Annotated in this window: 29 protein-coding genes; 11 read left to right on the forward strand and 18 right to left on the reverse strand. The window is 49.6% G+C overall.

Annotation, left to right across the window (positions count from 1 at the left end):
- Positions 1-113 precede the first annotated feature (113 nt).
- Positions 114-767, reverse strand: coding sequence for a recombinase family protein (locus tag ACS5NO_RS14165; RefSeq protein WP_439415760.1), 654 nt, complete (start codon positions 765-767; stop codon positions 114-116).
- Positions 768-1037: 270 nt separating this feature from the next.
- On the opposite strand from ACS5NO_RS14165, the gene ACS5NO_RS14170 reads away from it, so the two are divergent.
- Together ACS5NO_RS14170 and ACS5NO_RS14175 are read left to right on the forward strand one after the other, a co-directional pair.
- Positions 1038-1892 (forward strand): isocitrate lyase/PEP mutase family protein, encoded by an 855-nt coding sequence (locus ACS5NO_RS14170; RefSeq protein WP_439415761.1) that lies wholly within the window; start codon positions 1038-1040, stop codon positions 1890-1892.
- A 179-nt stretch (positions 1893-2071) separates the two neighbouring features.
- Positions 2072-2479 (forward strand): T9SS type A sorting domain-containing protein, encoded by a 408-nt coding sequence (locus tag ACS5NO_RS14175; RefSeq protein WP_439415762.1) that lies wholly within the window; start codon positions 2072-2074, stop codon positions 2477-2479.
- Positions 2480-2592: 113 nt separating this feature from the next.
- Here the strand turns inward: ACS5NO_RS14175 and ACS5NO_RS14180 are convergent, their stop codons facing one another.
- Together ACS5NO_RS14180 and ACS5NO_RS14185 are read right to left on the reverse strand one after the other, a co-directional pair.
- A complete protein-coding gene (locus ACS5NO_RS14180; protein WP_439415763.1) occupies positions 2593-2880 on the reverse strand; it encodes a hypothetical protein in 288 nt (95 codons plus the stop codon).
- Positions 2852-3514 carry an AAA family ATPase gene (locus ACS5NO_RS14185; protein ID WP_439415764.1) on the reverse strand — a complete coding sequence of 221 codons (663 nt, stop codon included), beginning with the start codon at positions 3512-3514 and terminating at the stop codon, positions 2852-2854. The genes ACS5NO_RS14180 and ACS5NO_RS14185 overlap by 29 nt, the downstream gene beginning before the upstream one ends.
- Positions 3515-4189: 675 nt before the next feature.
- Between ACS5NO_RS14185 and ACS5NO_RS14190 the strand changes: the two genes are divergently transcribed.
- On the forward strand, positions 4190-5218 hold the full coding sequence (locus ACS5NO_RS14190) for a PDDEXK nuclease domain-containing protein (RefSeq protein WP_439415765.1): 1029 nt from the start codon (positions 4190-4192) through the stop codon (positions 5216-5218).
- 14 nt (positions 5219-5232) lie between these two features.
- On the forward strand, positions 5233-5394 hold the full coding sequence (locus ACS5NO_RS14195) for a hypothetical protein (RefSeq protein ID WP_439415766.1): 162 nt from the start codon (positions 5233-5235) through the stop codon (positions 5392-5394).
- Positions 5395-5485: 91 nt separating this feature from the next.
- Here ACS5NO_RS14195 and ACS5NO_RS14200 read toward each other — a convergent pair whose 3' ends face one another.
- From ACS5NO_RS14200 to ACS5NO_RS14230, 7 genes are all read right to left on the reverse strand, one after another.
- Positions 5486-6088 (reverse strand): recombinase family protein, encoded by a 603-nt coding sequence (locus ACS5NO_RS14200; RefSeq protein WP_439415767.1) that lies wholly within the window; start codon positions 6086-6088, stop codon positions 5486-5488.
- 231 nt (positions 6089-6319) lie between these two features.
- Positions 6320-6925 (reverse strand): transposase, encoded by a 606-nt coding sequence (locus tag ACS5NO_RS14205; RefSeq protein WP_439416149.1) that lies wholly within the window; start codon positions 6923-6925, stop codon positions 6320-6322.
- Positions 6910-7341 (reverse strand): helix-turn-helix domain-containing protein, encoded by a 432-nt coding sequence (locus ACS5NO_RS14210; protein ID WP_439415768.1) that lies wholly within the window; start codon positions 7339-7341, stop codon positions 6910-6912. Before ACS5NO_RS14210 ends, ACS5NO_RS14205 begins: the two co-directional genes overlap by 16 nt.
- A gap of 55 nt (positions 7342-7396) precedes the next feature.
- Positions 7397-7933 (reverse strand): DUF8685 domain-containing protein, encoded by a 537-nt coding sequence (locus ACS5NO_RS14215; protein WP_439415769.1) that lies wholly within the window; start codon positions 7931-7933, stop codon positions 7397-7399.
- A gap of 128 nt (positions 7934-8061) precedes the next feature.
- Entirely contained in the window at positions 8062-8655 is a 594-nt protein-coding gene (locus ACS5NO_RS14220; protein WP_439415770.1) for a class I SAM-dependent methyltransferase, read from the reverse strand.
- Positions 8656-8710: 55 nt separating this feature from the next.
- On the reverse strand, positions 8711-8929 hold the full coding sequence (locus tag ACS5NO_RS14225; RefSeq protein ID WP_439415771.1) for a hypothetical protein: 219 nt from the start codon (positions 8927-8929) through the stop codon (positions 8711-8713).
- Complete coding sequence (locus ACS5NO_RS14230) at positions 8926-9429, reverse strand: SixA phosphatase family protein (protein ID WP_114405036.1); 504 nt, start codon at positions 9427-9429, stop codon at positions 8926-8928. The genes ACS5NO_RS14225 and ACS5NO_RS14230 overlap by 4 nt, the downstream gene beginning before the upstream one ends.
- Positions 9430-9748: 319 nt before the next feature.
- Here ACS5NO_RS14230 and ACS5NO_RS14235 point away from each other — a divergent pair, with 319 nt between their 5' ends.
- Together ACS5NO_RS14235 and pepT are read left to right on the forward strand one after the other, a co-directional pair.
- Entirely contained in the window at positions 9749-11344 is a 1596-nt protein-coding gene (locus ACS5NO_RS14235; RefSeq protein ID WP_439415772.1) for a peptide chain release factor 3, read from the forward strand.
- 31 nt (positions 11345-11375) lie between these two features.
- Positions 11376-12620: a peptidase T gene (gene pepT, locus ACS5NO_RS14240; RefSeq protein ID WP_439415773.1), complete on the forward strand. Its 1245-nt coding sequence runs from the start codon at positions 11376-11378 to the stop codon at positions 12618-12620.
- A 63-nt stretch (positions 12621-12683) separates the two neighbouring features.
- Here pepT and ACS5NO_RS14245 read toward each other — a convergent pair whose 3' ends face one another.
- From ACS5NO_RS14245 to ACS5NO_RS14280, 8 genes are all read right to left on the reverse strand, one after another.
- Complete coding sequence (locus ACS5NO_RS14245) at positions 12684-14369, reverse strand: D-alanine--D-alanine ligase family protein (RefSeq protein ID WP_439415774.1); 1686 nt, start codon at positions 14367-14369, stop codon at positions 12684-12686.
- 118 nt (positions 14370-14487) lie between these two features.
- Positions 14488-14754: a NifU family protein gene (locus ACS5NO_RS14250; RefSeq protein ID WP_150879978.1), complete on the reverse strand. Its 267-nt coding sequence runs from the start codon at positions 14752-14754 to the stop codon at positions 14488-14490.
- A 77-nt stretch (positions 14755-14831) separates the two neighbouring features.
- Positions 14832-15941, reverse strand: a complete 1110-nt coding sequence (locus tag ACS5NO_RS14255) for an Mrp/NBP35 family ATP-binding protein (RefSeq protein ID WP_138992396.1) — start codon at positions 15939-15941, stop codon at positions 14832-14834.
- A gap of 29 nt (positions 15942-15970) precedes the next feature.
- Positions 15971-16984 carry a GSCFA domain-containing protein gene (locus ACS5NO_RS14260; RefSeq protein WP_439415775.1) on the reverse strand — a complete coding sequence of 338 codons (1014 nt, stop codon included), beginning with the start codon at positions 16982-16984 and terminating at the stop codon, positions 15971-15973.
- An 80-nt stretch (positions 16985-17064) separates the two neighbouring features.
- Positions 17065-17508, reverse strand: coding sequence for a 50S ribosomal protein L9 (rplI, locus tag ACS5NO_RS14265; protein WP_138992398.1), 444 nt, complete (start codon positions 17506-17508; stop codon positions 17065-17067).
- Between the two features lie 109 nt (positions 17509-17617).
- Positions 17618-17869: a 30S ribosomal protein S18 gene (gene rpsR, locus ACS5NO_RS14270; RefSeq protein ID WP_038117645.1), complete on the reverse strand. Its 252-nt coding sequence runs from the start codon at positions 17867-17869 to the stop codon at positions 17618-17620.
- Positions 17870-17871: 2 nt separating this feature from the next.
- Positions 17872-18255 (reverse strand): 30S ribosomal protein S6, encoded by a 384-nt coding sequence (gene rpsF / locus ACS5NO_RS14275; protein WP_114405045.1) that lies wholly within the window; start codon positions 18253-18255, stop codon positions 17872-17874.
- Positions 18256-18391: 136 nt separating this feature from the next.
- On the reverse strand, positions 18392-19336 hold the full coding sequence (locus tag ACS5NO_RS14280) for a DUF8428 domain-containing protein (RefSeq protein ID WP_439415776.1): 945 nt from the start codon (positions 19334-19336) through the stop codon (positions 18392-18394).
- 167 nt (positions 19337-19503) lie between these two features.
- Here ACS5NO_RS14280 and ACS5NO_RS14285 point away from each other — a divergent pair, with 167 nt between their 5' ends.
- The 5 genes from ACS5NO_RS14285 to eat all read left to right on the forward strand — a co-directional run bounded on the left by ACS5NO_RS14285 (position 19504) and on the right by eat (position 23252).
- The gene (locus ACS5NO_RS14285; RefSeq protein WP_439415777.1) at positions 19504-20166 is read left to right on the forward strand and encodes a YggS family pyridoxal phosphate-dependent enzyme; all 663 of its coding nucleotides are present in this window, start codon (positions 19504-19506) and stop codon (positions 20164-20166) included.
- A gap of 14 nt (positions 20167-20180) precedes the next feature.
- Positions 20181-20567: a DUF423 domain-containing protein gene (locus ACS5NO_RS14290; RefSeq protein ID WP_439415778.1), complete on the forward strand. Its 387-nt coding sequence runs from the start codon at positions 20181-20183 to the stop codon at positions 20565-20567.
- A gap of 162 nt (positions 20568-20729) precedes the next feature.
- A complete protein-coding gene (locus ACS5NO_RS14295; RefSeq protein ID WP_439415779.1) occupies positions 20730-21134 on the forward strand; it encodes a hypothetical protein in 405 nt (134 codons plus the stop codon).
- Between the two features lie 9 nt (positions 21135-21143).
- Positions 21144-21812, forward strand: coding sequence for a hypothetical protein (locus ACS5NO_RS14300; RefSeq protein WP_439415780.1), 669 nt, complete (start codon positions 21144-21146; stop codon positions 21810-21812).
- A gap of 93 nt (positions 21813-21905) precedes the next feature.
- The gene (gene eat / locus ACS5NO_RS14305) at positions 21906-23252 is read left to right on the forward strand and encodes an ethanolamine permease (protein ID WP_439415781.1); all 1347 of its coding nucleotides are present in this window, start codon (positions 21906-21908) and stop codon (positions 23250-23252) included.
- Positions 23253-23443 lie beyond the last annotated feature (191 nt).

The raw sequence follows: 23443 nt of genomic DNA on the forward strand, positions 1-23443 counted from the left end.
TCTTTTCTAAAAATTAGACAAAAAAGAAGGGAAAAATAAAGACAAATAGGTTAACATAATTAAATTTATATAACAGCAAACAATGTGCATAAAATAGTGATTTATAAAATAAATTAAGCAGTTTTTATGTCCAATCGTTGTGCACTCATGGCAAAAAATTTATTGCCTCTACGGGTTCGATAACCCATAGAATTTAAACGCTCAGCGACAGCGGCATACGTGAGTCCTTCTTTACGATACAAACGGACAAGTTCAGCCGCCTGCAAATTAGCCTGATGACTGCGCGCGTTCTGCTGACGAATCTCCAGGCCCTTTTGAGTAATGGCCGGTGTGATATTGGGCATGCCCAATTTATGCCCCTGGGCTTTCTTCGCCTGTAAAGCCGCCCGTGTCCTTTCCCCAATCAGTTCCCGTTCATGCTGGGCCAAAACCGCCATAATCCCCACCGTCAGTGTATTCGCATCGGGAATGTCGCAGGCTACAAAGTCCACCTCGGAATTACGCAGCGAAAAGATAAACGAGACATTTCGGCTGAGCCGGTCGAGTTTGGCAATCAGTAAGCGCGCTCGGTGTAGTTTGGCAAAAGCGATGGCGGCTGCTAGTTGCGGGCGATTGGCTTTCTTACCGGATTCCACTTCAATGAATTCGGGTAAGAGTTCATCTTCGGTTTTGAGGAATCGGTTTACAATTTCCCGTTGAGCCGAAAGGCCTAGGCCACTCTTCCCCTGGCCAGCCGTTGAGACCCGGTAGTACGGTACATACTTCATACCTTATATATAGGGATTGGAATGGGGAGAAAAAATGAAGCACATCTTCCCCTTTCCGACAAAGTTTGACTCTTAAAGGTGTTCCACGGATAAAAGTAGGGAAAATTTCGAGTTTATAACGTTTTCGCATCGTCCGTTTTTAAAATGTTACAAGCCCTTATATGTCCCTATTCGGTAACTTTTGAAATTAAGGTTTTCGAACTCAATTAAAAAACAGATCACTTTCCCAACCGTCTGCCGTTGTGAATCTGTTTTTATAGCAAATTCGGTATGAACACCTCACCTAAAATGGCAAGTCAATCCCGGGCGGAAGCTTTCCTGTTCCTCCATCAACAAGCAGGTTTATTTGTCATTCCCAATTCCTGGGATGCAGGCTCTGCGCGCGTTTTGGAAAGTCTGGGATTTGCGGCACTGGCCACTACCAGTGCCGGTCTGGCTTACTCTTTTGGCAAACCCGACGGTCACGCGTCCATCACGCGCGATGAAACCTTGCTAAATGCACGAAGTATAATCCAGGCTACTCTGATACCAGTTTCAGCAGATCTGGAAAATGGCTACGGGGATGAACCCACCACCTGCGCTGAAACAATTATTCTGGCTGCCCAAGCCGGTTTGGCAGGCGGTTCCATCGAAGATGCAACCGGAAAGCCGGACCGGCCGATCTACCCCTTTGATCTCGCGGTGGAACGAGTGAAGGCGGCTGTGGAAGCAGCTCGGAATGTACCAACTCCCTTTATGTTGACCGCGCGCGCTGAAAACCTGATTTATGGCCGGCCAGATTTGAACGATACCATCAGACGGCTGGTTGCCTTTGCCGATGCCGGGGCCGACGTGTTGTTTGCGCCCGGTCTGAAAACCCGGCAGGAAATAGAAACTGTCGTCAAAGCCGTGGCTCCGCGCCCCGTTAATGTGGTGATGGGTCTTTCCGGTGGAGGATTTTCACTGACTATGCTGGAGGATCTGGGTGTAAAACGGGTCAGCCTGGGCTCGTCACTGGTGCGGGCAGCTTATGGGGCATTCTACAGGGCTATGGATGAAATCCGTCAACAGGGTACATTTGGCTTTGCGGCCGAAGCAATCCCGTACGCTGAACTGAATCGGCTTTTTCAGCACCCGCTACGCTAAAGGCATTCCCAAAACCGCTTTCCCTGATACATCTCCTTTCCATTATATAGGGATTCCCAACCTCCCTCCTGCCCTTTCTCAAAAATAGCAGTTATCGACTCATTTGTGACAGCCCTTTCAAGCGATGAAGCCGACCTTTGATTCATTCAAACGGACACAAAAATTAAACGTCATACGTCATGAAAACGCTCATCAAATCCCTGCTCGTTGCCTTTACCCTAACTGTCGTTACCTTTTCTGCTTCGATCGCTGAAAGCAATAAACCCATTGGAAAGCCCAAGAATGCAGCCACTTTCAAAAGCAGCATGTACACCAATAATGAAGGCAAGGTTCAGATTGCCGTCAAGAAACAAACCGGTGGTACGGTCGAAGTACGACTGACCAACAGCGCGGGGAAAGAGTATTTCTTTCAGCAAGTTGGCAAACGCCAGGAAGCAGCCCGGCTGAGTCTGGATGTCAGCGCCCTGCCTGACGGAGTGTACCAGGTCGAAATCAGCAATGGGGTAGAAACTACCATGAAGGAAGTAACGCTGGCCACCCAGCAGTCTAAGCCGCAGGCAACTACCCGGTTGGTCGCTGTGAATTGAGCTTTGCCCTAACTATATTACACGACAAAACCGACTTTGAATGAGTCGGTTTTGTCGTGTAATAACAATACGAAGCGGTTTTACTTTTTGCTACAAAGATTTTCATAACTACCCTACTCCCGATATTTTCGTTTCTCCCGCTCTATCTTTTCAAAGACCGCTTCAATCATCCAGTCATGGGTGCTTACGCCCAATTTGGGGCTAGCCAGCTTACGGGGCCGTTTCGCACGTAAGCCTTCGATCGTTTTCAGCACATCGGCCGTCAGACGCAAGTTAAAGTACTTCACCGCATCACCCGGTTCTTCAACTTGCTTTGTCGGGCTGCCGCCTTTTAGGATAACAGCTTCGATCTCGGCTTCAGTAGCCGGTTTTTTACGCGGTGGTGGAAGTGTTGCTGCCATTGATGATGTGGTTAAAAAGTGCTTCTATTTCTACAACTGCTTTCTTATCGGGGTCGGGGGCCTCGAAAACTGCCAGCCCCACTCCTGCCGCATTGCTGACGGCTTTCCGGTTACTGATCGGAAACGGTAAAAAGGTGAGCTGTTCAAACCCGTTCAGAGCTTCTGCCACCTCCCGGTTATCAGCGCTCCGAATGTCGGCGCGGCTGAGGAACGTATAGACAATCAGTGGAACGGCGCGAATAGACTGTATTTCATCAATGAGTGGCAACACCTTGTTGATCGTCCACAAGTCAAAACTACGCGGCACGAACGGGATCATGGCAATGTCAGCTACCGTTAAAGCCGCGCGCTGGCTGGTAGTGTCCCTCCCGCCGGTGTCGATCACGATGTGATCATATTTCGATTTCAGGGATTCGACCTGTTTACGCAGATTTAGACCGGTCATGTTGACCAGTGTGTATCCTGTGTTGCCAAGCGTTTGCTCCCGCCAAGCGGTAAAATCTGAAACGGTTTCCTGATCATCGCCATCGATCAGCAATACATCATGGCCCTGTTTGTGGAGCCAGGCGGCCATATTCGCGGCTATGGTGGATTTACCAACTCCGCCCTTTATGGAATTAAATGAAATGACCACGTTGGATCTGGATTAAGATGTGGTTACAGATTCGTAAATTTATTTAAAAATTTATCAAAAACCAGTACTGGTTAATAATCTATTTTTACATCTGTAAATGATCTAAAAATAAATGTATTCTTGTATTAAGAATTTATAAAAAAATAGATGTAAAAACAGATTGATTTTTGAATCTAAAATTAATTTAGAAATTAATCTATTTTTACATCTATTTCTTTATAGTAATTTCCTTATATCCAACTAATTACCTGAATTTTGTCGACACAAAATACTATCAATCAATTCAGTTAAATATTATCTACATATTCTTTTCAATAAATTTTGCAAATTAAGGCTGTACTATCGCTTTTTCTACTTACTTGATAATACACATTTTTTCAATATCTAAAATCGGTTGTCTTTCCGCAGTGATAGTGAATCCTAGCTCAGCCGCTGTTGCCATCATCCCAAACACCACAATCCGGCTTGGGTAAACAGAGGAGGGATTGTTGCCGACCTACCAGCTTCAAACCGCTTTCACCTGGGCGGACGATGGAAACCAGGAACAGGCAATGGTGGATTTTAGCGGCTAACTAGCCAGAATATGGTATTTTGTCGCACGAATCCAGGTAGTCTTACAGAACGCAATGCGTTTCGTAGTTAAAAGGGTGTAAAGCTTAAATGATTGATACGAAGATGATACCATTCCCAGATAATACCTTGCTGGATGACCTCCGAAGTTTGGTCGATCAGTCCCGGCGTCGCGTGGCCACCGTCATCAATGCGGAGATTACGCAGTTGTACTGGGCGATGGGTAAACGGATTTTAGAAACCGTGTTAGCGGAAGGCCGGGCGGATTATGGGAAACAGGTTATACGCATGCTGAGTAAACAGTTGACGGTTGAGTTTGGGAAAGGTTTCAGTCTTACCAATCTGACGAATTCCGTGGAACTGGCCCGGCAATTTCCTGAATTAGCAATTATTCAGACACTGTCTGAACAATTGACCTGGTCTCATCTGATTACCTTGATTTACATCAAAGATGCCTTAAAACGGAATTTCTACATGGAAATCTGCCGGCTGGAACGGTGGAGCGTTCGCACCCTCAAGGAGAAGATAGACGGTATGCTGTATGAACGGACTGCCATTTCCCGTAAACCCGAAGAAACCATCCGGCAGGACCTCCAACAACTGCGCGACGAAAATCGAATCAGTCCGGATCTGATCTTTCGCGATCCCTACGTTTTGGATTTTTTAGGATTAGAAAATACCTATTCAGAGCTGGAACTGGAAGATGCCATTCTTTCAGAACTCGAGCGCTTTATTGGTGAACTAGGAAGCGATTTTGCATTTCTGGCACGTCAGAAGAGACTAGTCATCGATGGCGAAGACTACCGAATTGATTTGCTCTTTTATCACCGACGGCTCCGGCGACTGGTAGCCATCGACCTGAAATTAGGGCGGTTCAAAGCCGCTTACAAAGGGCAAATGGAATTGTACCTGAACTGGCTTCGGAAATATGAAGTGCTGGAAGGGGAGGAGTCTCCCATTGGTTTGATCCTTTGTGCAGAGAAATCCACGGAACACATTGAACTGATGGAACTGGATAAAAGTGACATTCGGGTTGCTGAATACCTGACTAATCAATTGCCCAAAGCGGTTTTGCAACAGAAGCTTCACCAGGCCATTGAGCAGGCTCACAAGCGATTTTTAAATCCTGACTGACCCTTGAAGTTACTATGAACAAGTCACAGAAAGATAAGGCGGTTCTGAAACAAACTCCGCTAACCGAGCAGGAAATTGATCGGCTGGAAAATTATCCCAAAGCGGAGCGGGTTAATCTGGCAACTCTAATTGCTAAACGTCGACGTCAAGCGGAAACAGTCGCAAAAACTGCTTAATCAAAAATTTACCGCATTGATAAGCATCATTATCTCATGACTGAAGCAAAGTTGTTGAAACAGCAGGGGATAAGGACGCCGGAGAAAATGATCACTCCTCTGTCGCCTTTTTCTCCTCTGGTGAGATAGCCACGCCTTTCAGCCGCAGCCATCGGTAAAGCGTCTGCTTGCTACGAATACCCAGTTGCGCCATAATCATCGCCGGACTGTTGCCGTCCAGGTACAACGTCTTGGCGGCAACAGCTTTCACTTCAGCCGTTTTACTCAAACCTTTGGGTCGCCCACCGACCCGGCCACGCGCACGGGCCGAAGCCAGACCGGCCATCGTGTTCTCCAGCTTGATCTCCCGCTCGAATTCATCGAAAGCGCCGATGATGCTCACAAAGAAGCGTCCCATCGCAGAGGAGGTGTCGATATTTTGGGACAGGCAAATGAAAGTGGCCTGCTTTTCCCGGATTTGATTCAGCAGATCGATCAGACCCGTCAGCGACCGGCTGAGCCGGGAGAACTTCCAGACGATGACGATATCTTCCTCCCGGAGAAGTTCAAGCATCTTCTGCAACTGGGGCCGATCGGTGCTCTTGCCGGAAGCCTTGTCAATAAAAATCTTCTTGCAACCTGCCTTCTTTAAAGCGTCAAGTTGCAGATCGGGGTTCTGATCAATGGAGCTGACGCGTCCGTAGCCGATAACCATGTCTAAAGTTTGATTTAACGTTTTGAAATGCAATATATCAAACTTTGATTCATCGCACGAGTTTATCAAACCAAAATAGGGCAGAAGCGGGGGTTTTTCCGAATTTGATGTAGAGTTTGATTAAACGGTCGTTTTTTCAAACCGAAGACGCGGTAATAGGCGATGACTGATTTATTAAAATATTGGGAAAAGTTGAAGCTAATGTAAATTATTATAAGTAGTTCGACTCAATTATTTTAGATTAAAGGGACTGAACTTGATACTCAACTGTTGGCCCACATTGGCCAGGCATTGATGAACGGCATAAAACAAGGTTTCTTTTTCGGCGTAATCCTGAGGCCGAAGCCATTCGGTTTTCAGTTTACGCCACAGCGTTTCGGCCAAGTTTAAATGGGGCGAATAAGGCGGCAAAAACAAAATAAACAACCCGCGCTGCTGCCAGTATCTCAACCGCTGCTGGATCAGTTGACCCGTATGAATGCGAGCACAATCTAAAACGACTACCGTTTCTTTATGAATCGTAAACGACAAGTTTTCCAACTCCTGCATCACAAACTGCGCATTGATGGACTGGACACTTGTCGCCCAATGGCATTGATTCGTGCGGCTAATGAGCCCCCAGCAATTGATCTTGTACCCTTTCTGAGCCAGAACACAAACCCGTTCACCGGCAAACTGCCAACCATAGGGAACATACCCTTCACTACTGACCTGGCTCTCATCTCCATAAAAAAGATCGATTTTTCCTTGCTGGGCCAATTTCTCCAGCATAGCCAGTCGCTCAAGTCGATCCTGATAAACCAGCGGGCAAGGTTGTCCCTTTACTCGCTTACGAATCCGTTTGTATCGTCCACCATGGCTTTTAAAAAACGCCGGAAGGCATCACGACCAATCGATTTGCCTTGCTGGCTTTCCCACTCGGCTTTAGCCGTTTGGAGTTTCTGGCGATTAGCTTTGATCAACGCAAGGGCATTTTGTTGTTCTTGTTCACTAAAAATGACGGCCTTACGACCTCGTCCCGGTTTGGTGAGTAAACCGGCAATACCATCAGTTTTGTACCGATTGAGCCAATTATTGACGCTCATCTCGCACATGTTGACAATGCTGGCGACTTCTTTCGACTTACGGCCTTCGGCTTTGAGTAACACTAGCTGGCATCGCATGCGGACCGCATGGCGCTTATCGGTACGGAACCGTTTGTCTAATTCGGCTTTTGCTTTTTCGTCCAAGAGTGGTGTATTGACGCGTCCCATGAACGAAAATACAATAATCTAAACTAATTACCAGTAAGCACTTAGCTTTTAATAGTTAAGATTCTCCGGCGGTTTTTTCACCGGAAAAGTACTGTTCAGGTTGTTTGAATAATACGTTAAATGACGTCATACTGCCGTAAATCCGGGTAATGTATTGTTGTATGTTGACCTTTTCTTCATCATCGATCGAACTGGCGTTGATGCGTTGTTCCAGTACCCGCAACCGGTCGCGCATCATCACGATTTTGTGAAAGAACGCATCAATCGGTATTTCCTTCGACGCCAGATCCGTTCGACCCGGTTTTAAAATCATCTTCCCCCCTTTCCATTTATCGCCCAGCGGCACAATTTCCGAAACATCCGCCCATTTTTGCAGGATTCGGGAAAGGGACTGCTCCACGTCAAACAGGCTCACCAGATCGCTGTCCAGCTCCACCAGCTCGATCACCTCCAGTGGCGTGGTCAACTTTACTATTTTGACGCCGGATTCGACAAAAGTCACAACGTACCCGTTCGATTTTACATTAATTATCACACCGACACCAAATTCGGCGTGTCGCACCCGCGACCCAATTCCTAAAACAATATCCATAGAAAGTCTTTTTTGCATGGCTATACACAAACTACATACCAAAATAGTCAAGAATGAAGAGTTAAGAATGAAGAGTTGGCTGACGCAAGCTGAAACAAGTGCGTCAGCCAACTTTTAACTCTTAACTTTTAACTTTTAGCTCCCTTTGGGAGAAGGACTTTGCAGACGCAGGTGGATTTTGTCGTGACGGTGGTGGCTTCATCCATGAGTTCAAAACCGTCTTTGATACTCTGCCAAAGTGCGTCGCTGTGTTTGTGATCGTTGATGGTAACGATGAGTAAACCGTTCGCTTTGAGGTAGGTAGCAAACCGCTGGAGGGTCTTGAGCGGGTGTTTGCTGTAATAAATCGACTCATTGAAAACAATCATGTCAAATTGACCGGTCGGCACATATTTATCCATATCGGCCACCAGATAGGTACACTTTTCATCGGCCTGGGCCTGCGCATTTTTGATGGCGCTATCGGCGATATCGAAAGCCACAAACCGGCCGTAATTCTGGGTTTGCAGCCGTTGTTGCAAAAATCCTTCCCCACACCCAATTTCCAGAATCTCCGGCTGACCGGGTTTCAGAAATTTAATGTAGCCCACAATGACACTGAACCGGGCCAGTTCGTCGAGTCCCCTTAACCCATCCCACAAGCCTTTGTCATACTGATAATTCCAGCGGTCGCGGTCGATTCGAAGTATTTTACGTTTGAAAAATGAAGTGAGGGCTTGCATACGGTTTTGGATGGGTTCGGCAAAAAAAGGTAGGATTCAGTCTAATCAGCACGCTTTAACGACTCGTGCTGTCCTCAACAAATAACGTATCGGCCACATCCAAAGCGGCCGAATCCAGCGCCGTTCCGTCGGGCTCGGTGGGCAAAGCGCGTTCGAGCTGGCGTTTTTTGTTCCAGGGCGCGGTCGTTCGTCGTCCCATGTCGATGGCTACAAAAACAACAATGAGCGTAAAAATGAGGGCCGCGATAAACAGGATGCGACGGTTTTTATTCATGATTCTTTCAATTTTTTGGGCGAAACCAGATCCACCAGATGGCCCGTCCGACCGGATATGGCCGCCCAGTCCAGGTTCTCGAACTCGATGATGGCTACGGCTCCCTTGCTCATTGAACCCACATCCGCGTGTGTCAGGTACTCCGCAAAATAAGAAATATCGGGATTATGACCGAACAACATCACGGATTGGCAATTTTTATCCACGCCGTTAATGGCGGCAATATATGCTTTCGGACCACCATCGAACAGTTTTGGTTCCAATACCATCCGATCCGGATCAATATGGAACTGCTCGGCCATCACTTTCCCGGTATCCCGGGCGCGGTTGGCGGTGCTGCTGATCAGACAGTCCGGTTTTATGCCCTGCCCGGCTAGATGATGTCCGACGCGGGCGGCTGCCATAATGCCTTCCGGAACCAGATCGCGGTCGTGGTCACGCTGGAAACTCGCCCGATCTTCCGCTTTGGCGTGCCGGACGAGGTATAATGTTTTCTTCATGTGCTTAGGTTAAGCTAAGTCGTTTTTTTCCAAAACTACTAATTCTGTCGAAAAGACAACCAGTCAACTCGCCGAGTCTTTGGATTGTTGCTTAACCCGCCCCTGAAAATTTCGTATCTTTGTGTTTAGCCCTTTCGCTTTCGCCCCTAAATCCCCTAAAGGGGACTTATAGCATCCGGATTAAGCTGCGTCCGAGTCCCCTTTAGGGGATTTAGGGGCGAAAGCGAAAGGGCAAAGAATTATCCGATATAAATCCAGGTTTTTTAACGCCAAATTAAGAACCATACATGGCTCGCTACTGCGGCCATTCCGATCCATAATGAGTACGACACAAGAAATCAGCCGTCGCCGAACGTTTGCGATTATCAGTCACCCGGATGCCGGAAAGACGACATTGACCGAAAAACTGCTGCTTTTCGGCGGTGCCATCCAAACCGCCGGCGCCGTTAAGTCGAATAAAATCAAGAAGTCGGCCACCTCCGACTTTATGGAAATTGAAAAGCAACGCGGTATTTCGGTCGCCACGTCGGTGATGACGTTCGAGTATAAAGACCTCAAAATCAACATTCTCGATACGCCGGGTCACAAAGATTTCGCGGAAGATACGTACCGGACGTTGACGGCGGTCGACAGCGTTATCCTCGTCATCGACTGCGTGAAAGGTGTGGAAGAGCAAACCGAGCGGCTGATGGAAGTGTGCCGGATGCGCGATACGCCGGTGATCATTTTCATCAATAAACTCGACCGCGAAGGCCAGGACCCATTCGATTTGCTGGACGAACTGGAGTCCAAACTCAACCTTCGCGTCCGCCCGCTGACGTGGCCGGTCAACATGGGATCGGATTTTAAAGGCGTTTACAGTCTGTACGATAAAACAATGAATTTCTTCCGCGTCAACAAAACGAAAGTAGAAGAAGACATTCTCGAAATTGACATCAATACGCCGGTTCTGGAACAAAAAGTGGGTGAACGCGATGCCGAACAACTGCGCGAAGACGCCGAACTGATCGAAGGCATTTACGATCCTTTCGACCGGCAAACCTACCTGGAAGGCAAAGTGGCTCCGGTATTTTTCGGGTCGGCAGTCAACAACTTTGGGGTGAAGGAGTTGCTCGACACGTTCTGCAGCATTTCGCCCGAACCCATCGCCCGTGCCACCGACAAACGCGTTGTGTTTCCTGACGAACCAAAATTCACCGGTTTTGTCTTTAAAATTCACGCCAACCTCGACCCCCGCCACCGCGACCGGATCGCGTTTCTGCGCATTTGCTCGGGGGTTTTCGAACGGGGAAAATTCTATCACCACACCCGGCTCGACAAAGACGTGCGGTTTTCGAGTCCGTTTAGTTTCATGGCCGATAGCAAAAGCATTGTGGATGAGGGCTTTCCGGGCGACGTCGTCGGTTTGTACGACACTGGCTCCTTTAAAATCGGAGACACGCTGACCGAGGGCGAAGACATGCGCTACGTCGGCATTCCGAGTTTCTCGCCCGAGATTTTTAAGGAGTTGATCAATTCGGACCCGATGAAATCCAAGCAACTGGAAAAAGGGATTCAGCAGTTGACCGACGAGGGAGTGGCCCAGTTGTTTACGATGATGAGCGGAAACCGGAAAATAGTCGGAACCGTTGGGGAGCTTCAGTTCGACGTGATTCAGTACCGGCTCGAGCACGAATACGGGGCCAAATGCCGCTGGACGACCATGCCGGTTTCCAAAGCCTGCTGGCTGACGTCGGACGATAAGAAGAAACTGGACGAATTTATCCGGCTGAAGGGCCTGGCCATTGCCTACGACAAAGACGCCAACCCGGTTTTTCTGGCCGAATCGGACTGGATTCTGCGGATGAACATGCAGAACAATCCCGACATCAAGTTTCACTTTACCTCGGAATTTAAGACGGCAGTGGAAGCCTAACGTTCTCCACACTCACTTTCGCCTTTACACCATGTTCCAAAATACATCCGTTACCAATCGCTTTCTTCGTTACGTCCAAATTGATACCCAGTCCGATCCACGGTCAACCACCAATCCTTCGACTGAAAAACAGAAAGATCTGGGCCGGATTCTGGTTGAAGAACTGCACGAGATTGGTATTGCAGATGCCGAACTGGACGAGTATGGCTACGTCTACGCAACCATTCCGGCCAATACCGACAAACCAAATGTGCCGGTTTTGTGCCTTTGCGCCCACATGGACACGTCACCCGACGTGACGGGCGAGGGCGTAAAACCGCTGACACACCACGGCTGGGATGGCTCCGATATTATTCTGCCCGACGACCCAACACAAATCATCAGGCTGGCCGATCACCCGGATTTACACGACCAGATTGGCAACGACATCATCACCGCCAGCGGAACGACTTTGCTCGGTGCTGACAATAAGGCCGGTGTCGCCGAAATCATGGCGGCAGCAGAGTTGATTGTTAATGAGCCAATTATCAAACACGGCACCATCCGCCTGCTGTTTACCCCCGACGAAGAAGTGGGGCGCGGAACGGAAAAAGTGGACATGGAAAAGCTCGGCGCGGTCTTTGGCTACACCATCGACGGCGAACAGCTCGGCACGCTGGAAGATGAAACGTTTTCTGCCGATGCGGTCAAAATCGTGATTCAGGGTGTAAGTACTCATCCCGGTTTTGCGAAAGGCAAGCTCGAAAATGCGCTAAAAATTGCCGCCGATTTGCTGGCTGCGTTGCCCAAAGATTCGCTTTCGCCCGAAACCACCGAAGGACACGAGGGCTTCATCCATCCAGGCCATCTCGAAGGCAATCAGGACCAGGCGGTGGTCGAGTTCATCATCCGGGATTTTAGCGTGAGCGGTTTGCAAGAAAAGGAACAGCATCTTCAAAATCTCCTCAATGCCGTTCTGGCGAATTACCCCAACTCCAGCGCCACCTTCGAGGTGCGGGAACAATACCGGAACATGAAGGAGATGCTGGATCAGCATCCGGCGGTTGTTGAAAATGCCCTTGAAGCCATCCGCCGGAGCGAGTTGACGCCCGAACGGCGAAGCATCCGGGGCGGCACAGACGGTTCGCGGCTGTCGTTCATGGGTCTCCCCTGCCCCAATATCTTCGCCGGTGAACACGCGTTTCATTCCCGTCTGGAATGGGTCTCGGTCCAGGATATGGAGAAAGCCGTCGAGGTAATTGTGAATTTGTGTCAGGTTTGGGAGGAAAGAGCGTAGCCGTAGAACCCGCTACCAGAGCGGATTTCCCGCTCAATCCCCAATCCCATCCTTCCGCTGTTTTTAAGAATACCGCTCCGTGATCGTCCTCGCCCGCTCCCGGGTTTCGGCGATCAACGGATGCACCGGTTTGGCAAGGGCTTCCAACGCTTCAGAAACCGTGTCCTTAAACAGCAAATTGACCGGCAATTCGTGCCGATCCTGAGCGGTTTTTAGCACCACCACCGGTTTGGTTTGCCCCTGCGCACCGTGGAAACCATACCAGGCTTTCGCTTCCAGCCAGGCCGCATCAACGGCTTCGGCGGTGGTGTCCACCAGAAACTCCTCCGTCGGCAGATGCAGGTTTTTGCGCTCCGCCATCCGACCATCCAGATCGGCCAGTTGCTGGCGAAGGCGAATCGTGTCCTTGCCCGTCCGGATGCGTTCACGCAACGACTGGCGGATGAAATACGTGATAGCCTGCGTGACGTTCAGCCCGATCTCAGCCATTTGCTTGAAAATGAGCGAGGTCGGCGACATGCCAGGAATGGTGTTCGGATCATGCAGCAGCACCCGCCCCGGTTCGTTGGCCTGATCGGGCGTCAAAAAACCGTCGATCCGGGCGCAGACGTTCATGCCCAGACGCGTAAAGACATCGGCCACACTCAACTGAATTTCCCGGTTGTGTTCCAGACTGGTTTCGACCGGAATCCGCTTTTTGGTCGTATTGGACTGGTATTTTGATTTAAAGTCGAAGCTGGTAACATTGTAAATTTCGGTTGGGGGCAGGGCAACCGCCGTGCCGTCGTCGTTCTGAATCACCCCACACGAAAACTCCTGACCGCTGACGAATTCCTCAAACAGCACATCGTCTTCGGAGTTCGCCGATCCGATAACAAGCGTTTGATACCCCGAAGCCGCCCAGGAATCCGCTTTTTCGAGCAGGTCTTTGGGATGGTCAATAAACTCGCCGGTTTCTTCGATCACAACCGGATAGCCAATGCCGGAATCCAGTTCAGTCACCTCCTGCACAAAGGCGGTTTTCTCGTCTTCTGAAAACAACTTCCAGCCTTCCAGGTCAATTTCCTGCCGGAAAAAACACTGATCGACCGCTTTGGTGAACTGGCTCAGGTCATTTTCCCGAACAATCACTACGCCGATCGATGAGCCTTGATGCGGAGCTTTCACCACAATGGGCAAACCCAGCAAACCTTGCAGGGACTCGAACACCCCGGCTTTATCCGCCTGATCCCAATCCGGTCGGCTGATAACCGACGTTTTTTTCTGCTGCCCATTGACCAGCGCAATCAATTCATTTTGCAGAATCTTATTGATTCCCACCGCCGAACCCATCAGGCCCGGCCCGGTATACGGTATTCTATACCATTCGAGCAAGCCCTGAATACCGCCGTCTTCGCAGTCGGGGCCGTGCATGGCCAGAAAGGCCAGATCAAAGTGCTGACTGAATTCCTGCGGCTGGATGCGCTGACCGATCGCGCTTATTTGCTGTTCCCGTTCTTCACCGGATAAACCGGCTAACGATTCGATGTAAACGCTGAACGTGGGGTTGGTTTGCTGCGGATAAAATGCCCGGATCGAGCCTTTGCTGAGAAATTCTTCCCGAATCAAGATAAAATTACCCAGTCCATCCACAAAAACCATGATGGGGTGAAACAGCGATTTGTCGATATGAGCCAGGGCCGTGCGACCACCCGCAAACGAGACTTCCCGCTCACGCGACGGGCCACCGAAGAAGATTCCTATTTTCATTGTATATAGCTACGAACGAATGCCTGTGGGCATGGGGTGCAAAATAACAAAAAAGGCCGCTCTTCCGATGGAAGAACGGCCAAAAGTCTTAAAAGAGATCAATGGTAATCAGTATGATTTAAAACGCCGGGGTCAGATTGACGGCTTCGACCCGCGTAATTTCCGGAACGGCTTTCAGAATGGCTTCTTCCAACCCGGCTTTGAAGGTCATGGTTGACATGGGGCAGGAGCCACAGGCGCCGACCAGTTCCAGCCGGACTACTTTATCGCTCGTCACTTCCAGCACCTTCACGTTACCCCCATCTGCTTCCAGATACGGCCGGATGCTATTCAGCGCCTTTTCGATACGATCTATTAAAATTTCGTTGTCCAGTACAGTTTCCATGCGAACAGTAAACAAAGGTGGTCAAATGACTGATGGTAAAAATACGTTTTTTCCCTCTTAAATCCAATCAAACCGGCTTATTGACGAACAATTTCAACCGGACGGGTTTTGTCAAGGGTGGCATTGCGTACCGAAATCTGTTGCGCCAGGGCTTCAGCCGCCGACCGGAAAGCCCCCGAGGTCACCGGATCATTTTCGGTCACAACGGGTTTGCCGTCATCGCCCGCTTCCCGGATGCTCTGCACCAGCGGAATCTGCCCCAGCAGCGGCACGTCGAACTTATCAGCCAGCAACTGCCCACCGCCTTTGCCAAAAATGTAGTATTTCGAGTCAGGCAGCTCGGCGGGGGTAAAATAGGCCATGTTTTCGATGACGCCCAAAACCGGCACGTTAATCTGCGGTTGCCGAAACATCGCCAGCCCCTTCGTTGCATCGGCCAGCGCCACTTTTTGAGGAGTCGTTACAATAACCGCACCGGTTACAGGAACGGTTTGCACCAGCGTCAGGTGGATATCGCTCGTACCGGGCGGCAAATCGATCAGCAGGTAATCGAGTTCACCCCAATTGGTATCGGCAAAAAACTGCCGCAGTGCCTGGCTTGCCATGGGTCCCCGCCAAACGATGGCGTTGTCCTTCGGCGTCAGAAAACCGATCGACATCAGTTTAACGCCAAATTGCTGAATCGGTTGCAGCATGTTCTTGCCGTCTACCTGCCCCACGGCTGGTTGCAGTTCCTCCGCCCCGAACATGACCGGAATCGAAGGGCCGAAAATATCGGCGTCGATGATTCCAACTTTCGCGCCGGATTTGTACAAAGCCACCGCCAGATTGGCCGTTACGGTCGATTTGCCAACTCCGCCTTTCCCCGACGCAATCGCGATAATATTCTTCACACCCGGCAACACCGGTGCGTTGAAACGCGTTGAACTCACATCCGCCGTGAGGTTGACAATCACTTCAATGTCGGGGCCAATGTAGGTATGAATGGCATCGACACACCGTTTGCGAATCAGTTCTTTCAGGGGGCAGGCGGGGGTGGTCAACACCACCGTAAAACGCACCTGATCAATACCTAACTCAATGTCTTTCACCATATTGAGCGTAACCAAATCACGCTTCAAATCCGGTTCTTCGACGTGCCCGAGGGCATTTAAAACACTTTCTTTGGTAAGTTTATACGTTGACATAAGTACAGGTCTGATGGGTAAACAGCGAATCAGGCGGCCTGGTTCGCGCCCGGGTCAATCGTTTTGAATGCCCGCAACCGGCTTTCTATTTCTTGTTTCTCCCGGGTAACATCGGCTTTTTTGGAAACCGCATCCAGTTGTTGAAGCAACTTTTCCAGAAACCGCCGGTGCGATTCTGTTCCTTCGTGAAAAGGCCGATGCGCCATCGACTTCCGCAGGGTTTGCCACTCGGTTATAAAGCTGCGAAGTTCGTCATCAAATGCGCATTCGGCAAACTTTTCAAAAATATAGGTTTCGGCCACGGCATTGGGATGAATCAAATCGGCTTCGTAAAACCGGTAATCACGCAAATCATCCATCATAATCTCGTAAGCCGGGAAATAATGAACCTGATCGTTCCAGACCGTCAATTCGTGGCTAACGGCCCTCAGAATGGATTTGCTGGCCTGGTTGAGTGGCAAGGTATCTTTGGTATGCCGCACCGGACTAACGGTCAGGAGTATCTGTAAACCTGGATTGGCGCGCTTCAGCTTTTTCACCAGATCGGTCAACGTTTGCTGAACATGTTCGTAGGCATACAGGTATTTTTCAAACAGAAAACCGGGCATTTTCTGGCAGTTGGCTACCACCTTCCCGGTTTCGAGATGTCGGTACACCGTGGTCGTTCCCAGCGTCAGCACAAGCCAGTCAGCAGTTCGAAGGGCTTCACCGGTTTGGGTCAGTAAGTCCGTAAGCCGACCGTGCAGTTCGTCGCGGCTACGATCCCAGAAAGAGGAATGAAAGTCGTAATGAAACCACAAACCGTCGCGTTCTACATACAGATCCGGATCGGGCCCGGCACTTTGCAGGGAAGCCAGCAGGAGTTTGGCAATGGAAACCGGGTTGAACAAAGTTCCAAACGGATTGCTCCGGACAGCTACTTTGTTATCGGTCAACTGGCGGCCCAGCACGTCGGCAAAGCAGGAGCCAATGGTCACCACCCGGGCATCGGGCCGGATCAAAACCGGTAGTTTTTCCGGCGATAGTTCAGTACGAAAGTCCATACCATACTAACAAAAAAGCGGTTCGAAAAGCTCCGAACCGCCTTAAAAAATTCACACGATAACGTGCTGATTATCATCGATTATTCAGCCGCAATAACGTCAAACTTAATCGTTTGTTTTACGTCTTTGTGCAGGTTGACGACCGCGTTGTATGAACCCAGTACTTTGGCTTCATCGATCATGATTTTCTTCCGGTCGATGTCATACCCTTTTTCTTTCAGGGCATCCGCTACCTGGGTGTTGGTAACCCGACCAAAGATTTTACCGCTTTCGCCCGCTTTTGCCAGAATCTTCAATTCCAGTTGTCCGATTGCTTCGGCAATGGCCAACGCATCGTTTTTGGTTTTTTCGGCTTTGTGAGCGGCCTGGCGAATGTTTTCGGCCACCACTTTTTTATTCGAATCCGTTGCCATCACGGCATATCCCTGCGGAATCAGGTAATTACGGCCATAGCCGGGTTTAACTTCAACAGTGTCGTTCTTAAAACCCAGTCCGGCGATGTCGGTTTTCAGTATGATTTGCATAATATGAAAGAGTTTTCAGTTTATGGAATACGATTTTCAGTAAACGGTTTACGGTTTTCAGACTAGCAGAACTCCGTAAACTGTATACCGTAAACCGAACACCTTAAACTTATTTCAGTGAATCGCCTACGTAAGGTAATAAGGCAAGGTGACGAGCGCGTTTAACGGCCTGACCCACTTTGCGTTGGTATTTCAGGCTCGTTCCGGTGATCCGGCGGGGCAGAATTTTGCCTTGCTCGTTCAACAACTTCAACAGGAAGTTAGGATCCTTGTAATCGATGTATTTGATACCGGATTTTTTGAAACGACAGTATTTCTTCCGGTTTTCGTTTTTGCTAACGGGTTCGTTCTGCAGACTCATGATTATTTGGCCTCCTCTCCTGCTTTTTCGGTTTGTTGTTTGCTTTTACCCAGTTGTCCTTTGCGACGACGTTCGTTGTACGCCAGTGCGTGCTTATCGAGAACCGTGGTCAGGTTGCGAATGATGCGCTCATCCCGACGGAATTCGATGTCCAGTGCTTCGGGAACCTTCGTTTCAGCCGAAAACTCAAACAGGAAATAATAACCTGTATTCTTGTGTTGGATCGGGTACGCCAGTTTGCGCAGGCCCATACTCTCTTCGTTAACAATTTCCGCACCGTTATCGGTTAAAATCTTGCGGAACTTGTCGACAGTGTCCTTTATCTGAACTTCAGATAAAACGGGAGTTAAAATGAACACCGTCTCATAGTTCTTGGTGAACTGCATGACAATTGTGTTAAATGGATAATGATTTCAAAATGAGGACGCAAAGGTAGTAAGAATGCCGGAAAAGAGAAAGGGACGAACGGTTTTTTTTATCCCGCGTCCCTTTCTCTTTTCCGGCTGTTTGTCAGTCCGTTCGTTATTTCACCGTGAACTCGCCCTGCCCTATTTTAAATCCTTCCGAATAGAGTTCAATCTGGTGCGTACCTTCTTTGAACGGGATGTTGCCCCGGCCATAAATGAAAGCCACCTGCTGTCCGGTATTATCGTAGGCAATGGTTTGTTTGGATGTGTAGACCATCTCCTGCCCGCTGAAAATAAACTGCCCGGAACCGGTCGCCATGTCCGAAATGACCGACCCGCTGGGGTCCAGAATCCGGAGAAAAATCTCTTTTTCGTTCTCCTGCGCCAGTGGATTGGTCGAAAGCCGGAACGAAATCTTTATTTTTTCGATGCGCCGGGCGCGGTATTCACCCCCGTCACTCTCTTTACCCCGCCGGTTGATGGCATTCACCACCAGGTTCTCCGCTTTCAGGGCCGATGCCAGGGTTACTTTTTCGGCCAGTTCCCGGTTTTTTTCCGCAATCGTCATCACCGTGTCGTTCAGCGCCTGCCGTTCGTTTTTCAAACTGGTGTTTTCTTCCGTCAGGGTCTGATTCTGCGACGTAAGGATGCTGTTTTCTTCCTTGAGCTGGCCAATTTCCTTGTCTTTTTCATCCAAAATAGCCAGATATTCTTTGATTTTCCCCTCGTATTTCTTGATGTCGAAAGCCGCAACATTCCGCAGATTCCGCTTATCAGCCTCCAGTTGTTCTTTCACTTTCAACAGCGAATCGACCCGGCCACCGAGCGACTGAATTTCGGAAATTTTTGCATCCAACTGCGTCGAAATGGAATCCAGACGGGCCTTGGTTACCAGCATTTCCTGGGTTTTATCAGTCAGGGTAGTTTGCTGGCTTTTATTGGTTTGTCTCTCCTGGTAATAGAAATAAAGGAGCAGCAAATTCAGGGCGGCCAGAATCCCTAAAGCCACTAATAAGTAATTTTTACGGTTATTACGTCGGTCCTGGTTATACGACTCCATCGATGAGTATTACTTGATTTGTTTCGTGTTATTTGGCGTAAAGTAAGGCTTTCCTGTACTTTTTTCAATAAAACCGCCCATTATTTTCCGGCAACTGTCCCTTAAATTACCTTCGGTACGATTCAAGTTGCATCCGTTATCTTTGCCCAAAATTGAGTAATCAGACAATGACCATCGCCACGAACATCCAGCAGATTGAACAGCAATTGCCCGAACAGACCAAGCTCATCGCCGTTACCAAAACCAAGCCCGTTGCCCTGCTTCAGGAAGCCTACGACGCGGGATGCCGGCGTTTTGGTGAAAACAAGGTGCAGGAAATGGTCGAGAAACAACCGCAGTTGCCCCCCGACATCGAATGGCACCTCATCGGCCACCTCCAAACCAACAAGGTCAAATACATGGCGCCATTTGTGAGCCTGATCCATTCGGTCGATAGCCTGAAAGTGCTGGAAGAAATTAACAAACAGGCCGCCCGGCACACCCGCATCATCGACTGCCTGCTCCAGATTCACATTGCGCAGGAAGAAACCAAGTTTGGCTTTGACGAAGCGGAAGCCGACGCCCTGCTGAGTTCCCCGGAACTCGACCAACTGGCGAATGTCCGGATTGTGGGACTGATGGGCATGGCCACCAACACCGACGACGAAGCCCAAATCCGGCAGGAATTTCGAACGCTCAAGCAGCTCTTCGACCGGCTCAGTACCCTTCAGAAACCGAATGTGGCTTTTCAGGAGCTTTCAATGGGCATGAGCAGCGATTATTTGATCGCAATTGAAGAAGGCAGCACAATGGTACGGGTTGGAAGTGCGATATTTGGAACACGAAACTGACACAACCCATTATCATGCCTAAATTCTTTCTGCAATCTGGTGCCATTCTTGGTTTTCTGGGCGTCGCCTTGGGTGCTTTTGGGGCCCACGCCTTCCGGGCCATGCTCGAGCTTTCGAAGCGCAGCGACACCTTTGAAACCGCCGTAAAATACCAGTTTTACCACGCGCTGGCGCTGGTTGCCATTGGAATTCTGCTGCAACTACCGGCCACTTCGGCGGTTTCGGCAAAATATTATTCGTGGGCAGGCTACGCGTATCTTCCCGGTGTTCTGATTTTCAGTGGTTCGCTGTATGCGATTTGTTTCACCGGTATCACCAAATTCGGGGCCATTGCCCCCATCGGCGGGTTGCTGATGCTGGCGGGCTGGGCATTGCTGCTGATCGGTGGTTTGAAAAGTTAAAAGAAAGTATAACAAAATTATCAGACGTAAGTCCTAATAAATAGTAAATGTAAAATGATAAATATTGAATGTAAAAGTGTACCACCAGCATTCACTTTTACATTCAATATTTATCATTTTACATTTACTATTCTTGGCTCTGTTTCATTAACTTAACTACGTATGAAACTTGTGAATATAAGCATGGGTTTGGCGGTGTTGCTGGCGGGTTGGTTGACGTTATCAGCTTTTATGCCTTCATCCTCCCTCAATACAACACCAGCAGAAACCGTAGCCGATTCGGTCAAACACGATCCCGCGACCGGTCTGGTGGTGGATGAACGACTGACGTTGGTGGTCGCCCAATGCACGGCCTGCCATTCGAGCAAACTGATTTTGCAAAACCGCTTCACCCGCGACGGCTGGAAGGAGAAAATCCGCTGGATGCAACGCACGCAGAAACTCTGGGACCTGGGCGAAACGGAGCCGGTGGTGCTGGATTATCTGGTAAAATATTACGGCCCGGAACAAAAAGCGTTCGATGGTCGCCGGAAACCGATACCGGCAGTTCAGTGGTATAAATTGTAAGCTCGCAACATGAAAAAAAACGCTTATCACTATCTTTTTGGGCAGGACACGCTGTATCAGGTCGACGAACCGGAGCCGATTGTGCGGGCGCCAGTGCGACCCAAACCGCCGGTTGCTCAACCCGAAATTGTAGTTGAACAAGCCGTTGCGGAACGGGAAACCATTATAGAAGCGAAAGTGGAACCCAAACCGGTTCAACCGGAAATCATTCAGTCGGTACAATTGGTTGAACCGGAAATACCGCTGGTAGCTTCGATTGAACCGGAACCAGTTTCTGCTCCTGTCCCCATCATCGAATCGCCGGAGCCACTGCCCGCGGCTCAAAAGCCCAAAGTGTTGCTGCTGTTCGATGAAGAGCTGACGCCCGGTGAACTGATTTTCCTGGAAAACATCCTGAAAGCCATCCATCTGAGCCTCAGCGACATCGATATACTGAACCTGGCCGGCTCGGGACTGGTCGATTTTCACGCGGTTTTGGAGAACAAAACCCTGCACCACTTCATCTCCTTCGGCGTCCCCTTCAAAACCATCCATTTGGACATTCAGATGGATCGGTACCAGCCCATCCGGATTTTCGGCATTACGTTCCTGCTGGCCGACCCGCTTTCGGCCATCGAAGCCGACTCGAAATTGAAACGAAAATTGTGGGAAGTACTGAAAAAAGTATTTTTGGATTAATCCCGAAAATGACTTTTATTTAGATTGTAGTCCCGCATTTCGCTGATTCGGGGCACCGCCTTGTACTTTTCCCGTTTCTTTTTGACAGATCAGATGGTCGAATCCTCTACCGATTCCGCGTCGACACATGCCGACGAATCAACAAGCCAACCCGGATTACGAAAAGTAATCACCACCGCCCAATTGTGGTCGATTGCCGTGGGCATGGTCATTTCCGGCGAATACTTCGGCTGGAACTACGGCTGGGCCGTGGCCGGAACCATCGGTTTTCTGGTGGCCACCCTCGTGGTCACGGTCATGTACCTCGCCTTCATTTTTAGTTATACCGAACTCACGACTTCCATCCCGGACGCCGGTGGGCCATTTAGCTACGCCAACCGCGCCTTCGGTTCAACGGCGGCTTTTATTGCCGGTTTTGCCACGCTCGTCGATTTTCTGATGGCGCCCCCCGCCATTGCTGCGGCTTTGGGTGCTTATGCCAATTTCCTGCACCCGGAACTGCCCGTCCTGGGCGTGGCCATGGCCACTTACGTCGTCTTTATTACCATCAACATTCTGGGCATCAAGGAATCCGCCAATTTCTCTATGATCATTACCGTGCTGGCGGTGGTGGAATTGCTGGTTTTCATGGCGCTGGTGGCTCCTTCCTACCAAACCCGGAACTTCGTTGCCCACAACGAATCGTATGGCGCAGGCGGGGTTTTTGCCGCCCTCCCGTTTGCGATCTGGTTTTACCTCGCGATTGAAGGCGTGGCGATGGTGGCCGAAGAAGTGAAAAATCCGAAGAAAACGATTCCGCGCGGTTACCTGCTCAGCATCGGCACGCTGGTTTTCCTGGCCCTGGGTACCATGATTCTCACGGCGGGCGTTGGCGACTGGCGACTGTTGAGCAAAATCGACTACCCGCTGCCCGAAACGCTGGCGATGGTCTGGGGTCGCAACAGCCCGTGGTCGAAAGTCTTCGCCAGTCTGGGGTTGTTTGGACTCATTGCGTCGTTTCACTGCAACACCATCGGCTATTCCCGCCAGATTTTTGCCCTCGCCCGGAGCGGCTACCTGCCCGGTTTCCTGGCGACGGTCAACCGGCGGTTTCAGACGCCCCACTGGGCACTGATCTGGGGCGGTATTATCGGCTATATCGCCCTGTTTTCCGGTACTACCGGCGACATCATCATCCTGTCGGCCCTCGGCGCGGTGGTTATGTACATCAGCAGCATGGTGAGCCTGTTCAAACTCCGCCAGAAAGAACCGGATCTCGAACGTCCGTTTATCGCGCCCTTTTATCCTTACATTCCGGCCATTGCGCTTCTGCTATCCTGCGTCTGTCTGGTTGCCATCGTGTATTACAACGTTTGGCTGAGTGTGATTTTTGCCGGATTGCTGGCGATTTCGCTGGCGCTGTTTCGGGTTATTGGCATTCGATTGCCGGATTCGCGTTAGACAGATCAAAGATGTAAGACAAGAGAGAAGAGACAAGAGAAGAAAGATGCAGTCCGTCATTTATTGAGGTTATTTTATTTTTTCTCTTGTCTATCTTCTCTTGTCGAACACAAAACCTCCCGAACCTTTCAGAAAAACCGGTTGTTAGACAATATTATGTCGGTCAGGCCGGTTTTTATACAACACCTTTT

Source organism: Larkinella fluvii (assembly GCF_051857545.1).
Lineage (GTDB): Bacteria > Bacteroidota > Bacteroidia > Cytophagales > Spirosomataceae > Larkinella.

Bases quoted from the DNA above. Each gene is read 5' to 3' on its own strand.
- ACS5NO_RS14165 (WP_439415760.1), bottom strand. From the start codon at position 767: ATGAAGTATGTACCGTACTACCGGGTCTCAACGGCTGGCCAGGGGAAG.
- ACS5NO_RS14170 (WP_439415761.1), top strand. From the start codon at position 1,038: ATGAACACCTCACCTAAAATGGCAAGTCAATCCCGGGCGGAAGCTTTC.
- ACS5NO_RS14175 (WP_439415762.1), top strand. From the start codon at position 2,072: ATGAAAACGCTCATCAAATCCCTGCTCGTTGCCTTTACCCTAACTGTC.
- ACS5NO_RS14180 (WP_439415763.1), bottom strand. From the start codon at position 2,880: ATGGCAGCAACACTTCCACCACCGCGTAAAAAACCGGCTACTGAAGCC.
- ACS5NO_RS14190 (WP_439415765.1), top strand. From the start codon at position 4,190: ATGATACCATTCCCAGATAATACCTTGCTGGATGACCTCCGAAGTTTG.
- ACS5NO_RS14195 (WP_439415766.1), top strand. From the start codon at position 5,233: ATGAACAAGTCACAGAAAGATAAGGCGGTTCTGAAACAAACTCCGCTA.
- ACS5NO_RS14200 (WP_439415767.1), bottom strand. From the start codon at position 6,088: ATGGTTATCGGCTACGGACGCGTCAGCTCCATTGATCAGAACCCCGAT.
- ACS5NO_RS14210 (WP_439415768.1), bottom strand. From the start codon at position 7,341: ATGGGACGCGTCAATACACCACTCTTGGACGAAAAAGCAAAAGCCGAA.
- ACS5NO_RS14215 (WP_439415769.1), bottom strand. From the start codon at position 7,933: ATGGATATTGTTTTAGGAATTGGGTCGCGGGTGCGACACGCCGAATTT.
- ACS5NO_RS14220 (WP_439415770.1), bottom strand. From the start codon at position 8,655: ATGCAAGCCCTCACTTCATTTTTCAAACGTAAAATACTTCGAATCGAC.
- ACS5NO_RS14225 (WP_439415771.1), bottom strand. From the start codon at position 8,929: ATGAATAAAAACCGTCGCATCCTGTTTATCGCGGCCCTCATTTTTACG.
- ACS5NO_RS14230 (WP_114405036.1), bottom strand. From the start codon at position 9,429: ATGAAGAAAACATTATACCTCGTCCGGCACGCCAAAGCGGAAGATCGG.
- ACS5NO_RS14235 (WP_439415772.1), top strand. From the start codon at position 9,749: ATGAGTACGACACAAGAAATCAGCCGTCGCCGAACGTTTGCGATTATC.
- pepT (WP_439415773.1), top strand. From the start codon at position 11,376: ATGTTCCAAAATACATCCGTTACCAATCGCTTTCTTCGTTACGTCCAA.
- ACS5NO_RS14245 (WP_439415774.1), bottom strand. From the start codon at position 14,369: ATGAAAATAGGAATCTTCTTCGGTGGCCCGTCGCGTGAGCGGGAAGTC.
- ACS5NO_RS14250 (WP_150879978.1), bottom strand. From the start codon at position 14,754: ATGGAAACTGTACTGGACAACGAAATTTTAATAGATCGTATCGAAAAG.
- ACS5NO_RS14255 (WP_138992396.1), bottom strand. From the start codon at position 15,941: ATGTCAACGTATAAACTTACCAAAGAAAGTGTTTTAAATGCCCTCGGG.
- ACS5NO_RS14260 (WP_439415775.1), bottom strand. From the start codon at position 16,984: ATGGACTTTCGTACTGAACTATCGCCGGAAAAACTACCGGTTTTGATC.
- rplI (WP_138992398.1), bottom strand. From the start codon at position 17,508: ATGCAAATCATACTGAAAACCGACATCGCCGGACTGGGTTTTAAGAAC.
- rpsR (WP_038117645.1), bottom strand. From the start codon at position 17,869: ATGAGTCTGCAGAACGAACCCGTTAGCAAAAACGAAAACCGGAAGAAA.
- rpsF (WP_114405045.1), bottom strand. From the start codon at position 18,255: ATGCAGTTCACCAAGAACTATGAGACGGTGTTCATTTTAACTCCCGTT.
- ACS5NO_RS14280 (WP_439415776.1), bottom strand. From the start codon at position 19,336: ATGGAGTCGTATAACCAGGACCGACGTAATAACCGTAAAAATTACTTA.
- ACS5NO_RS14285 (WP_439415777.1), top strand. From the start codon at position 19,504: ATGACCATCGCCACGAACATCCAGCAGATTGAACAGCAATTGCCCGAA.
- ACS5NO_RS14290 (WP_439415778.1), top strand. From the start codon at position 20,181: ATGCCTAAATTCTTTCTGCAATCTGGTGCCATTCTTGGTTTTCTGGGC.
- ACS5NO_RS14295 (WP_439415779.1), top strand. From the start codon at position 20,730: ATGAAACTTGTGAATATAAGCATGGGTTTGGCGGTGTTGCTGGCGGGT.
- ACS5NO_RS14300 (WP_439415780.1), top strand. From the start codon at position 21,144: ATGAAAAAAAACGCTTATCACTATCTTTTTGGGCAGGACACGCTGTAT.
- eat (WP_439415781.1), top strand. From the start codon at position 21,906: ATGGTCGAATCCTCTACCGATTCCGCGTCGACACATGCCGACGAATCA.